The organism is Escherichia sp. E2562 (assembly GCF_005781075.1).
Classification (GTDB): Bacteria; Pseudomonadota; Gammaproteobacteria; order Enterobacterales; family Enterobacteriaceae; genus Escherichia.
This window is the reverse complement of sequence record NZ_VATM01000003.1, coordinates 577199-590075: the sequence shown is the minus strand read 5'-3', so window position 1 is coordinate 590075 and position 12877 is coordinate 577199. Positions and strand designations below refer to the sequence as shown.

Genomic DNA, 12877 nt, shown 5'->3' with positions numbered 1-12877 from the left:
GCCCCACCTTCGTTTTGTGTGATCCATGTCGCAGAAATGGCAGTATTGCGGGAGGGCGCACACAAAATCGCCATGTTTTTTGCAAGCAACATCACGAATTTCCTTACTTTCCTTCGGATTAGTACGCAGACACCACCTTCTCATCCTCCCGCCTCCTCCCCCATAAAAAAGCCTGGGGGTGGAGGATTTAAGCTATCTGTCGATCAAGCATAGTCACCGCATCATGAATGTTGCTGTCGATGACAGGTTGTAACGAAGGGAGAAGGGCATGGCGAGCGTACAGCTGCAAAATGTAACGAAGGCCTGGGGGGATGTGGTGGTATCGAAAGATATCAACCTCGAGATCCACGAAGGTGAGTTCGTGGTGTTTGTCGGGCCATCTGGCTGCGGTAAATCAACGTTACTGCGCATGATTGCCGGTCTTGAGACGATCACCAGCGGCGACCTGTTCATCGGTGAGAAACGAATGAACGATACCCCGCCAGCAGAACGCGGCGTCGGCATGGTGTTCCAGTCCTATGCGCTCTATCCCCATCTGTCAGTGGCAGAAAACATGTCCTTTGGCCTGAAACTGGCGGGCGCGAAGAAAGAGGTGATCAACCAGCGCGTTAACCAGGTGGCGGAAGTACTGCAACTGGCGCACTTGCTTGATCGCAAACCGAAGGCACTCTCTGGCGGGCAGCGTCAGCGAGTGGCGATTGGTCGTACTCTGGTGGCAGAGCCAAGCGTGTTTTTACTTGATGAACCGCTATCCAACCTTGACGCTGCGCTGCGTGTGCAGATGCGTATCGAAATCTCCCGCCTGCATAAACGTCTGGGCCGCACGATGATTTACGTCACCCACGATCAGGTCGAAGCGATGACGCTGGCCGATAAAATCGTGGTGCTGGATGCCGGGCGCGTGGCGCAGGTCGGGAAACCCCTCGAACTGTATCACTATCCGGCAGACCGCTTTGTCGCAGGTTTTATTGGTTCGCCGAAAATGAACTTCCTGCCGGTAAAAGTGACCGCCGTTGCAATCGATCAAGTCCAGGTTGAGCTGCCGATGCCAAACCTCCAGCAAGTCTGGCTTCCTGTTGAAAGCCACAACGTTCAGGTCGGAGCCAACATGTCACTGGGCATTCGCCCGGAACATCTACTGCCAAGTGATATCGCCGACGTCATCCTTGAAGGTGAAGTTCAGGTCGTCGAGCAACTCGGCAACGAAACCCAAATTCATATCCAGATCCCTTCCATTCGTCAAAACCTGGTGTACCGCCAGTCTGACGTGGTGTTGGTAGAAGAAGGTGCCACATTCGCTATCGGCCTGCCGCCAGAGCGTTGCCATCTGTTCCGTGAGGATGGCACTGCATGTCGTCGACTGCATCAGGAGCCGGGCGTTTAAGCACCCAACAAAAGACACAAAACCTGTGACAGGTGATGTGAAAAAAGAAAAGCAATGACTCAGGAGATAGAATGATGATTACTCTGCGCAAACTTCCTCTGGCGGTTGCCGTCGCAGCGGGCGTAATGTCTGCTCAGGCAATGGCTGTGGATTTCCACGGTTACGCTCGTTCCGGTATCGGCTGGACAGGGAGTGGCGGTGAACAACAGTGTTTCCAGACCACTGGTGCTCAAAGTAAATACCGTCTTGGCAACGAATGTGAAACTTATGCTGAATTAAAATTGGGTCAGGAAGTGTGGAAAGAGGGCGATAAGAGCTTCTATTTCGACACTAACGTGGCCTATTCCGTCGCGCAACAGAATGACTGGGAAGCCACTGATCCGGCCTTCCGTGAAGCGAACGTGCAGGGTAAAAACCTGATTGAATGGCTGCCTGGTTCCACCATCTGGGCGGGTAAGCGTTTCTATCAACGTCATGACGTTCATATGATCGACTTCTACTACTGGGATATTTCTGGTCCTGGTGCCGGTCTGGAAAACATCGATGTTGGCTTCGGTAAGCTCTCTCTGGCTGCAACCCGCTCTTCTGAAGCAGGTGGTTCTTCCTCGTTCGCCAGCAACAATATCTATGACTACACCAACGAAACTGCGAACGATGTCTTCGACGTGCGTTTAGCGCAGATGGAAATCAACCCAGGCGGTACGTTAGAACTGGGTGTCGACTACGGTCGCGCTAACCTGCGTGATAACTATCGTCTGGTTGATGGCGCATCGAAAGACGGTTGGTTATTCACTGCTGAACATACTCAGAGCATCCTGAAGGGCTTCAACAAGTTTGTTGTTCAGTACGCAACTGACTCGATGACCTCGCAGGGTAAAGGTCTGTCGCAGGGCTCTGGCGTCGCGTTTGATAACGAACACTTTGCCTACAACATCAACAACAACGGTCACATGCTGCGTATTCTTGATCACGGTGCGATCTCGATGGGTGACAACTGGGACATGATGTACGTGGGTATGTATCAGGACATCAACTGGGATAACGATAACGGCACCAAGTGGTGGACCGTCGGTATTCGCCCGATGTACAAGTGGACGCCAATCATGAGTACCTTGATGGAGATCGGCTACGACAACGTCGAATCCCAGCGCACTGGCGACAAAAACAATCAGTACAAAATTACCCTCGCACAACAATGGCAGGCTGGCGACAGCATCTGGTCACGCCCGGCTATTCGTGTCTTCGCAACCTACGCCAAGTGGGATGAGAAATGGGGCTATGACTACAACGGTAGTTCCTCTTCCAACCCGAACTACGGTAAAGCCGTTCCGGCGAGCTTCGAAGGTGGTAGCTTCGGTCGCGGTGATAGCGACGAGTGGACCTTCGGCGCCCAGATGGAAATCTGGTGGTAATAGCAATGTGTATGCCGGATAAGGTGCTTGCGCCGCATCCGGCAACCAACGCCTGATGCGACGCTGCCGCGTCTTATCAGGCCTACAACAGCTGCCGAATGTAGGCCGGATAAGGCGTTCACGCCGCATCCGGCAACCAACGCCTGATGCGACGCTGTCGCGTCTTATCAGGCCTACAACAGCTGCCGAATGTAGGCCGGATAAGGCGTTTACGCCGCATCCGGCATAAAAACACGTTGCCATTATCTATAAGGGGCGCAAGCCCCTCTGATTATCGGTTTAGCGCGCTATTGCCTGGCTACCGCTGAACTCCAGATTTTGAGGTGAAAACAATGAAAATGAATAAAAGTCTCATCGCCCTCTGTTTATCAGCAGGGTTGCTGGCGAGCGCGCCTGGAATTAGCCTCGCCGACGTCAACTACGTACCGCAAAACACCAGTGACGCGCCTGCCATTCCATCTGCTGCGCTGCAACAATTAACCTGGACACCCGTCGATCAATCCAAAACTCAGACTACCCAGTTAGCGACTGGCGGCCAACGGTTGAACGTTCCTGGTATCAGTGGCCCGGTTGCGGCATACAGCGTTCCGGCAAACATTGGCGAACTGACCCTTACGCTGACCAGCGAAGTGAACAAACAAACCAGTGTATTTGCGCCGAACGTGCTGATTCTTGATCAAAACATGACGCCATCTGCCTTCTTCCCCAGCAGTTATTTCACTTACCAGGAACCTGGCGTCATGAGCGCCGATCGTCTGGAAGGGGTGATGCGCCTGACACCAGCGTTGGGGCAGCAAAAACTGTATGTTCTGGTCTTTACCACGGAAAAAGATCTCCAGCAGACGACGCAACTGCTCGACCCGGCAAAAGCCTATGCCAAAGGTGTCGGTAACTCGGTGCCAGATATTCCAGATCCGGTTGCCCGTCATACCACTGATGGCCTGCTGAAACTGAAAGTGAAAACCAACTCCAGCTCCAGCGTGTTGGTGGGGCCGTTATTTGGTTCTTCCGCTCCAGCTCCGGTTACGGTAGGTAACACGACGGCACCCGCCGTGGCTGCACCCGCTCCGGCACCGGTGAAGAAAAGCGAACCGATGCTCAACGACACGGAAAGTTATTTTAATACCGCGATCAAAAACGCTGTCGCGAAAGGTGATGTTGATAAGGCGTTAAAACTGCTTGATGAAGCTGAACGCCTGGGATCGACATCTGCCCGTTCCACCTTTATCAGCAGTGTAAAAGGCAAGGGGTAAGTACGCCCCACAGTGCTGATTTTGCAACAACTGGTGCGTCTTCCGGCGCACCTTTTTTTCTCCCTCCCAGTGATTGTTGCGTTTTTGTTGCGTATTAGATCACTTAATATGCTTTACATCTCCCGTTATCGCTTTTCTGCGATACAATGCCTTTACGTTATGTAACGGAGAGTTCGGCATGTCACACCCCGCGTTAACGCAACTGCGTGCGCTGCGCTATTTTGCAGAGATTCCTGCGCTGGAACCGCAACTGCTCGACTGGTTGTTGCTGGAAGATTCCATGACTAAACGTTTTGAACAGCAGGGAAAAACGGTGAGCGTAACGATGATCCGCGAAGGGTTTGTCGAGCAGAATGAAATCCCCGAAGAATTACCGCTGCTGCCGAAAGAGCCCCGTTACTGGTTACGAGAAATATTGTTATGTGCTGATGGTGAACCCTGGCTCGCCGGGCGTACCGTCGTTCCTGTGTCAACGTTAAGTGGCCCCGAGCTGGCGTTACAAAAATTAGGTAAAACGCCGTTAGGCCGCTATCTGTTCACATCATCGACATTAACCCGGGACTTTATTGAGATAGGCCGTGATGCCGGATTGTGGGGGCGACGTTCCCGCCTGCGATTAAGCGGTAAGCCACTGCTGCTGACCGAGCTATTTTTACCGGCGTCACCGTTGTACTAAGAGGAAAAAAATATGGAGTGGAGTCTGACGCAAAATAAGCTGCTGGCGTTTCACCGCTTAATGCGTACGGATAAGCCAATTGGCGCGTTACTGCTGCTCTGGCCAACGTTGTGGGCGCTGTGGGTGGCGACACCGGGTGTTCCCCAACTCTGGATCCTGGCGGTGTTTGTCGCAGGCGTCTGGCTGATGCGCGCCGCCGGTTGCGTGGTGAATGACTATGCTGACCGTAAGTTTGACGGCCATGTTAAGCGCACGGCAAACCGACCACTTCCCAGCGGTGCGGTTACGGAGAAAGAGGCGCGAACGCTATTTGTGGTGCTGGTGTTGCTTTCGTTCTTACTGGTATTGACACTGAACACGATGACCATTCTGTTGTCGATTGCCGGACTGGCGCTGGCGTGGGTTTACCCGTTTATGAAGCGGTATACCCATTTACCGCAAGTGGTGCTGGGTGCGGCGTTTGGTTGGTCGATTCCAATGGCTTTTGCCGCTGTGAGTGAATCGGTGCCGTTAAGCTGCTGGATGATGTTCCTTGCCAATATTCTGTGGGCGGTGGCTTACGACACGCAATATGCGATGGTCGACCGTGACGATGACGTGAAGATTGGCATTAAATCCACCGCAATTCTGTTCGGCCAATACGATAAGTTGATTATCGGTATTTTGCAGATTGGCGTACTGGCGCTGATGGCAATCATCGGTGAGTTAAATGGCTTAGGCTGGGGATATTACTGGTCAATTCTGGTGGCTGGCGCGCTGTTTGTTTATCAACAAAAACTGATTGCCAACCGCGAGCGTGAAGCCTGCTTTAAAGCATTTATGAATAATAACTATGTTGGCCTGGTGCTGTTTTTAGGGCTGGCAATGAGTTACTGGCATTTCTGATGATGTAAAAAAGCCGGATGATCATCCGGCTTTCTTCTGGGCTGCCTGATGCGCTGCGCTTATCAGGCCTACACAATAAATCGCAATTTATTGAATTTGCAGATTATGGTCGGCCGGATAAGGCGTTTGCGCCGCATCCGGCAACTCTCACCGATTACCCTTCGCTTTGCGTCGCACTCTCAATCGTCAAACGTACATCTGACGTAATCAACTCCGCCAGCAACTGATAGACCTTCATCGTTTCTGCCGGTTCGGCGTCGCCGCTGTCGCTGATATACCCTTCATCACGCAGCGTCAGTACCAGAGAACTGAATACTGCTTTGTCGAAGAACTCTGGCGCGTTGATACCGTGAAGCACGGAGAGACGTTGCGCCACGGTGCGGCTCTCTTTCTCCAGCGTACCGCGGTTGATCGACGGGTTGGCGCTCAGCAGCCAGAAAGTGATGGCATAACGTTGCAGCGTTTCGCGCGCGCCTGCGGCCAGCAACTGAAGCGTGCGGGAATGCGCTGGGTTGATATGCAATTCATCATCTTGCAGCGTAATCAGCCCCTGGCGTTGCATTTCATTCGCCAGCGCATCAATAACGCCCGGCAACTCGTCGCGCTCCCAGCGCAGGAACAGCTCCGCTTTCAGCATCGGATACAGCACATTGACGTGCTCCATCAATACGTCGCGGGAGATGTGGCGATGCTGGGTGACAATTGCCGCCATCAGCGAAGGCAGCACCAACATATGCGCAATGTTGTTGCGATAGTAGGTCATCAGCACTGCTTGCTCGCGCGGCAGAATGATGATGTCGCCGATCGTATCCTTCTCAACTTCAAACTTGTTCATCTGCAGCGCGTGATCGATAAGCTCGCTGGCACTGGCTGAAGGAACGGTAGAGTCCGTGGAGTAAGGCACGTTGCGCATCAAATCCAGATAGCAGTTGAGTTGCTCGGTTAACTGCTCGCGGGTGAGTGAGCGCTGACGTGACGCCAGAAGTGCAGTACAGCACAGGTTCATGGCGTTAGCCGCGCCCGCGTTGTTAATGCGTACCATCAGATCGGCAGCAATGTTATTGACCGTCGGCGTTAACCAGGCCGGACGCACCGCTTCGATGGGATCGATAGATTCACGCCAGTCTGGCACGTGCTGGTTAAGGTAGGTCATCAACGGCATTGGTTCACCGAAGTTGACATAGCCCTGACCGAGATTACGCAGCTTGCTTAAACCGCGCAGCATCTGCAGCAGGCTCTCTTTCTCTTTCGTTGCCCCGCGCAGTTCTTTGGCGTAAGTACCCACTTCCATGACGTGCTCATAACCGATGTAGATCGGAATTAACGTAATCGGACGTGTGCCGCCACGCAGCATCGCCTGAATGGTCATCGACAGCGTACCGGTTTTCGGGTCCAGCAAACGGCCTGTACGCGAACGACCGCCTTCCACAAAGTACTCGACGGAATAACCACGGCTGAACAGTTCGCCGAGATACTCACGGAAAACCGTGGAATAAAGTTTATTGCCTTTAAACGTGCGGCGAATAAAGAACGCACCCAGACGGCGGAAAATCGGCCCGGCAGGCCAGAAATTCAGGTTGATCCCGGCGGCGATATGCGGCGGCACCAGCCCCTGGTGATACAGCACGTAAGAAAGCAGCAGGTAGTCCATGTGGCTGCGGTGGCAAGGCACATACACCAGCTCATGACCGTCGTGGGCCAACTGGCGAACGCGCTCGGCGTTATGGACGTTGATGCCCTGATAAAGTCGGTTCCAGGTGAAGCCCAGAATACGGTCAGTCAGGCGGATCATCTCGTAAGAGAAGTTCGCAGCAATCTCTTCCATCAGTGCAATAGCATTCTGCTGCGCTTTTTCATGGGAGATTTTTTTGCTCCGCGCTTCGTCTTCTACCGCTTTGGCAATGGCGCGGGAGGCGAGCAGTTTGTTAAACAGATCCTGACGAGCTGGCAGGCGCGGCCCCACGGCTGCCAGACGCTGGCGGGCAAAGTGCATACGCGCCACGCGCGCCAGTTTTTGGGCGATGGTTTTATCCGTGCCGTGTTCATCCGCCATACGGCGCAGCGAAACTGACGGAGAAAAACGCACAAAGCTGTCGCGACCGAGCCATAGCACGGCGAAAAATTTCTGTACGCCGTTGAGCATGCGCAGTGGCGGGTTAACTTCACCTTTTTCGCGCCCCGGCGCACGACCAAACATCACCGATACCGGCACCATCTGCACATCCAGATTTGGGTTGCTGCGGTGCAGATCGAGATAGTCGTGGAACAGCTTAATAGACTCTTCTTTCGGTGTGTAATAGGTGAAAACACGCGGCCCGCCATGAATAAACACATAGCGCGGTAGTAACGTGCCGTCTATTTCCAGCGGCTCTAATGGGTCAGGCAGGTCGTGCGCCAGGCACTGGGCGCGCAACGTCAGCAAATCCGCTTTTGAGTTGTACGGTAAAACGTACATAATTGGACGAGAGGTATCCAGTCCCAGTTCCGGGGCAGGATCTGCCGGAATAGACTTGCTTTTTACCAGGATGCTTAATGGTAAATTCAGTAATTTGTAGTAAATTCGTGGCCAGCCGGACATAAACGATGTAAAGCCTCTGGTTAATAATGCAAATGCGCGGGAAGGATAGCAGAAAGTCATGGGAAATTCTGTGGTATCCGCTCATGTTTCGCGCGACGTTACGCTAACCGTAATCTTCGGATTCAACGGTACACTGATATTGACGCTCATAATGTAAAAAGGTTCTTTCGATGGCCAATAATACCACTGGATTCACCCGAATTATCAAAGCTGCTGGCTATTCCTGGAAAGGTTTACGTGCCGCATGGATCAACGAAGCGGCATTCCGTCAGGAAGGTGTCGCGGTATTGTTGGCAGTTGTTATTGCCTGTTGGCTGGATGTGGATGCAATAACCCGAGTATTGCTTATTAGTTCTGTCATGCTGGTGATGATTGTGGAAATTCTCAATAGTGCCATCGAAGCGGTGGTTGACCGTATTGGCTCTGAATACCATGAGCTTTCCGGGCGGGCGAAAGATATGGGCTCTGCCGCGGTGCTGATCGCCATTATCGTCGCCGTGATTACCTGGTGCATTCTGTTATGGTCGCATTTTGGATAACCCTTCCAGAATTCGATAAATCTCTGGTTTATTGTGTAGTTTATGGTTCCAAAATCACCTTTTGCTGTATATACTCACAGCATAACTGTATATACACCCAGGGGGCGGAATGAAAGCGTTAACGGCCAGGCAACAAGAGGTGTTTGATCTCATCCGTGATCACATCAGCCAGACAGGTATGCCGCCGACGCGTGCGGAAATCGCGCAGCGTTTGGGGTTCCGTTCCCCAAATGCGGCAGAAGAACATCTGAAGGCGCTGGCACGCAAAGGCGTTATTGAAATTGTTTCCGGCGCATCGCGCGGGATTCGTCTGTTGCAGGAAGAGGAAGAAGGGTTGCCGCTGGTGGGTCGTGTGGCTGCCGGTGAACCGCTTCTGGCGCAGCAGCATATTGAAGGTCATTATCAGGTCGATCCTTCCCTGTTCAAACCGAATGCCGATTTCCTGCTGCGCGTCAGTGGGATGTCGATGAAAGATATCGGCATTATGGACGGCGACTTGCTGGCAGTGCATAAAACCCAGGATGTGCGTAATGGTCAGGTCGTTGTCGCGCGTATAGATGACGAAGTTACCGTTAAGCGTCTGAAAAAACAGGGTAATAAAGTCGAACTTCTGCCAGAAAATAGCGAGTTTAAACCCATTGTCGTTGACCTTCGTCAGCAGAGCTTCAGCATTGAAGGGCTGGCGGTTGGTGTTATTCGCAACGGCGACTGGCTGTAATCTATCTCTGATACCGCGATGCCGCCTGGCATCGCGGTTGGTTTTTAATCTCTCTTCATCAGGCTTGTCTGCATGGCATTCCTCACTTCATCTGATAAGGCACTCTGGCATCTGGCTTTACCCATGATTTTCTCCAATATCACCGTTCCCTTGCTGGGACTGGTTGATACGGCGGTCATTGGTCATCTTGATAGTCCGGTTTATCTGGGCGGCGTGGCGGTTGGCGCAACGGCGACCAGTTTTCTCTTTATGCTGTTGCTGTTTTTGCGTATGAGCACTACCGGGCTTACTTCACAGGCTTATGGTGCCAAAAATCCTCAGGCATTGGCGCGTGCGCTGGTGCAGCCGTTGCTGCTGGCACTGGGGGCCGGAGCGTTGATTGCGTTACTGCGTACGCCGATTATCGAGCTGGCGCTGCATATTGTTGGTGGTAGCGAAGCGGTTCTGGAACAGGCGCGGCGATTTCTTGCAATCCGCTGGTTAAGCGCACCGGCGTCGCTGGCGAATCTGGTGCTGCTCGGCTGGTTGCTCGGCGTGCAATATGCCCGCGCGCCAGTGATTTTGTTAGTGGTTGGCAATATCCTCAACATTGTGCTGGATGTCTGGCTGGTGATGGGGCTGCATATGAACGTGCAGGGCGCGGCGCTGGCGACGGTTATTGCGGAATATGCAACATTGCTGATTGGTCTGCTAATGGTGCGTAAAATCCTCAAACTACGCGGCATCTCCGGCGAAATGCTGAAAACTGCCTGGCGAGGAAACTTCCGTCGCTTGCTGGCGCTTAACCGCGATATCATGCTGCGCTCGCTGTTGTTGCAACTCTGTTTCGGCGCGATCACCGTACTTGGCGCGCGACTGGGGAGCGATATTATCGCCGTCAACGCAGTCCTGATGACGTTACTCACCTTTACAGCCTATGCGCTGGATGGTTTTGCCTACGCGGTTGAAGCCCACTCCGGTCAGGCGTATGGTGCGCGCGACGGTAGCCAGTTACTGGATGTCTGGCGCGCAGCGTGCCGCCAGTCGGGGATCGTGGCATTGTTGTTTTCGGTGGTTTATTTGCTGGCGGGTGAACATATCATCGCGTTTCTAACGTCGTTAACGCAGATCCAGAATCTGGCCGATCGCTACCTAATCTGGCAGGTTATTTTACCGCTGGTAGGAGTCTGGTGTTATCTGCTGGATGGTATGTTTATTGGCGCAACGCGCGCTGCCGAAATGCGCAATAGTATGGCAGTCGCAGCAGCAGGGTTCGCTTTGACGCTACTGACGTTGCCGTGGTTGGGTAACCATGGTTTATGGCTGGCGTTAACCGTCTTTCTGGCGTTGCGCGGGCTTTCTCTGGCAGCTATCTGGCGGCGTCACTGGCGCAACGGTACCTGGTTTGCCGCAACATGACGGTTAAAAGTTCTGAATAAATAATCCTAAGCCAAATTCCTGACTACACTTAATCCCACGTTCAGAAGAAAAGTGAGCGTACACTCATTCACCACCTAACGATGAGGATTTGAATATGAATAAAGACGAAGTCGGCGGTAACTGGAAACAGTTCAAAGGTAAAGTGAAAGAGCAATGGGGCAAACTGACCGATGATGACATGACGGTCATTGAAGGTAAGCGTGACCAGTTAGTGGGTAAAATCCAGGAACGTTACGGTTACCAGAAAGATCAGGCAGAAAAAGAGGTTGATAGCTGGGAAAAACGCCATGATTACCGCTGGTAATTAATCCCTCCTGCCCGACGTGTACAAGGATGTACGCCCTCTTAACGCGGTTTCTTTTTAACCTGCACAGAGTGATCATGCTGGCACTGTTCAGGATGACGACACGCTTCAACTTCCACACATGCCGCACAGAGACCATGTGCTTCAATCACATTATGCCGCAGGGCAAAACCCATTTTTGCCGCCAGCGTATGCATAATGTCTTCCACGCCTTCTGCACACTCTTCTTTCACTGCGCCGCAGCGATCGCAAATAAACATGGCTGAAGTATGGGTGGGCTGATCGAACAGATGGCAGAGCACATAGCTGTTGGTGGATTCCACCTTATGCACAAAACCTTGTTCAAGCAGAAAATCGAGCGCGCGATAAACCGTCGGCGGCTTGGCTTGCGGCTCGGCTTCGCGCAGCAAATCAAGTAGATCGTAGGCGCTGATAGCCCCTTCTTGCAGGCTCATCAGGCGCAGCACTTCGAGACGTTGCGGTGTCAGGCGCACATTACGCTGCGCGCAGAGTTTTTCAGCCTGCGCCAATAACTCCTGCGTTGTGGTCTTTTCCATTGTGCACCTCGAAAGTGGGGTTAAGAATGTCCTTACTTTACCATAATTCTCACTTAAACGCCGACAACCGGGCATCGAAGCTGCCACATTGCCTGATCGCATATTCGTTATGCTATAGTAGCGCCCCCAATTCACCAGATGCTTAAAAAATCGCCATGTCAGCAGAATCACAAACCGCTTATCCCGCATACCGTTTCTCTATTGCTCCTATGCTCGACTGGACGGACAGACACTGCCGTTATTTCCTGCGTCTGCTCTCCCGTAATACGCTGCTCTATACCGAAATGGTGACCACAGGGGCGATTATTCACGGTAAAGGTGATTACCTGGCGTACAGTGAAGAAGAGCATCCGGTGGCGTTGCAGTTGGGCGGTAGCGATCCGGCGGCGCTGGCGCAGTGTGCGAAGCTGGCAGAAGCGCGCGGATATGATGAGATCAACCTGAATGTCGGCTGCCCGTCAGACCGGGTACAGAACGGCATGTTTGGCGCGTGCCTGATGGGGAATGCGCAACTGGTGGCTGACTGCGTAAAAGCGATGCGCGACGTAGTGTCGATTCCAGTGACGGTGAAAACGCGTATTGGCATTGACGACCAGGACAGCTATGAATTTCTCTGTGATTTTATCGACACTGTTTCCGGCAAAGGCGAATGCGAGATGTTTATTATCCATGCGCGCAAAGCCTGGCTTTCTGGTTTAAGTCCGAAAGAAAACCGTGAGATCCCGCCGCTCGATTACCCGCGTGTCTATCAACTGAAGCGTGATTTCCCGCATCTGACTATGTCGATTAACGGCGGCATCAAGTCACTGGAAGAGGCTAAAGCACACCTGCAACATATGGATGGCGTGATGGTCGGGCGTGAAGCGTATCAAAACCCAGGCATTCTGGCGGCGGTGGATCGAGAGATATTTGGTTCCTCGGATACCGATGCCGATCCGGTGGCGGTGGTACGCGCTATGTATCCGTACATTGAGCGTGAACTCAGCCAGGGGACGTATCTCGGTCATATCACCCGGCATATGCTGGGGCTGTTCCAGGGGATTCCTGGTGCGCGGCAGTGGCGGCGGTATTTAAGTGAAAATGCCCATAAAGCGGGCGCTGACATTAACGTGCTGGAACATGCGCTCAAACTGGTAGCGGATAAGCGTTAAT

At 52.8% G+C, this 12877-nt stretch carries 12 protein-coding genes; 10 read left to right on the top strand and 2 right to left on the bottom strand.

Annotation, left to right across the window (positions count from 1 at the left end):
- The first annotated feature begins 268 nt into the window (after positions 1–268).
- From malK to ubiA, 5 genes are all read left to right on the top strand, one after another.
- Positions 269–1384: a maltose/maltodextrin ABC transporter ATP-binding protein MalK gene (gene malK / locus FEK43_RS06705; protein ID WP_130205781.1), complete on the top strand. Its 1116-nt coding sequence runs from the start codon at positions 269–271 to the stop codon at positions 1382–1384.
- Between the two features lie 71 nt (positions 1385–1455).
- Entirely contained in the window at positions 1456–2796 is a 1341-nt protein-coding gene (gene lamB, locus FEK43_RS06700; protein ID WP_130205783.1) for a maltoporin LamB, read from the top strand.
- A gap of 332 nt (positions 2797–3128) precedes the next feature.
- Positions 3129–4049, top strand: a complete 921-nt coding sequence (malM, locus tag FEK43_RS06695) for a maltose operon protein MalM (RefSeq protein WP_130205785.1) — start codon at positions 3129–3131, stop codon at positions 4047–4049.
- A gap of 178 nt (positions 4050–4227) precedes the next feature.
- Positions 4228–4725 (top strand): chorismate lyase, encoded by a 498-nt coding sequence (ubiC, locus tag FEK43_RS06690; RefSeq protein ID WP_064525550.1) that lies wholly within the window; start codon positions 4228–4230, stop codon positions 4723–4725.
- 12 nt (positions 4726–4737) lie between these two features.
- Positions 4738–5610, top strand: a complete 873-nt coding sequence (ubiA, locus tag FEK43_RS06685; RefSeq protein ID WP_135408635.1) for a 4-hydroxybenzoate octaprenyltransferase — start codon at positions 4738–4740, stop codon at positions 5608–5610.
- 154 nt (positions 5611–5764) lie between these two features.
- Here the strand turns inward: ubiA and plsB are convergent, their stop codons facing one another.
- Complete coding sequence (gene plsB, locus FEK43_RS06680) at positions 5765–8188, bottom strand: glycerol-3-phosphate 1-O-acyltransferase PlsB (RefSeq protein ID WP_130206092.1); 2424 nt, start codon at positions 8186–8188, stop codon at positions 5765–5767.
- 170 nt (positions 8189–8358) lie between these two features.
- Here plsB and dgkA point away from each other — a divergent pair, with 170 nt between their 5' ends.
- The 4 genes from dgkA (at position 8359) to FEK43_RS06660 (ending at position 11168) form a co-directional block, all read left to right on the top strand.
- A complete protein-coding gene (dgkA, locus tag FEK43_RS06675; protein ID WP_000002907.1) occupies positions 8359–8727 on the top strand; it encodes a diacylglycerol kinase in 369 nt (122 codons plus the stop codon).
- A 109-nt stretch (positions 8728–8836) separates the two neighbouring features.
- Entirely contained in the window at positions 8837–9445 is a 609-nt protein-coding gene (lexA, locus tag FEK43_RS06670; RefSeq protein WP_064525560.1) for a transcriptional repressor LexA, read from the top strand.
- Between the two features lie 72 nt (positions 9446–9517).
- Positions 9518–10843 carry an MATE family efflux transporter DinF gene (gene dinF / locus FEK43_RS06665; RefSeq protein ID WP_135408637.1) on the top strand — a complete coding sequence of 442 codons (1326 nt, stop codon included), beginning with the start codon at positions 9518–9520 and terminating at the stop codon, positions 10841–10843.
- A gap of 115 nt (positions 10844–10958) precedes the next feature.
- Positions 10959–11168, top strand: coding sequence for a CsbD family protein (locus tag FEK43_RS06660; protein WP_001030602.1), 210 nt, complete (start codon positions 10959–10961; stop codon positions 11166–11168).
- 41 nt (positions 11169–11209) lie between these two features.
- Here FEK43_RS06660 and zur read toward each other — a convergent pair whose 3' ends face one another.
- Positions 11210–11725, bottom strand: a complete 516-nt coding sequence (gene zur, locus FEK43_RS06655; RefSeq protein WP_130205794.1) for a zinc uptake transcriptional repressor Zur — start codon at positions 11723–11725, stop codon at positions 11210–11212.
- A gap of 155 nt (positions 11726–11880) precedes the next feature.
- On the opposite strand from zur, the gene dusA reads away from it, so the two are divergent.
- Positions 11881–12876 carry a tRNA dihydrouridine(20/20a) synthase DusA gene (gene dusA / locus FEK43_RS06650; RefSeq protein WP_130205796.1) on the top strand — a complete coding sequence of 332 codons (996 nt, stop codon included), beginning with the start codon at positions 11881–11883 and terminating at the stop codon, positions 12874–12876.
- Position 12877 lies beyond the last annotated feature (1 nt).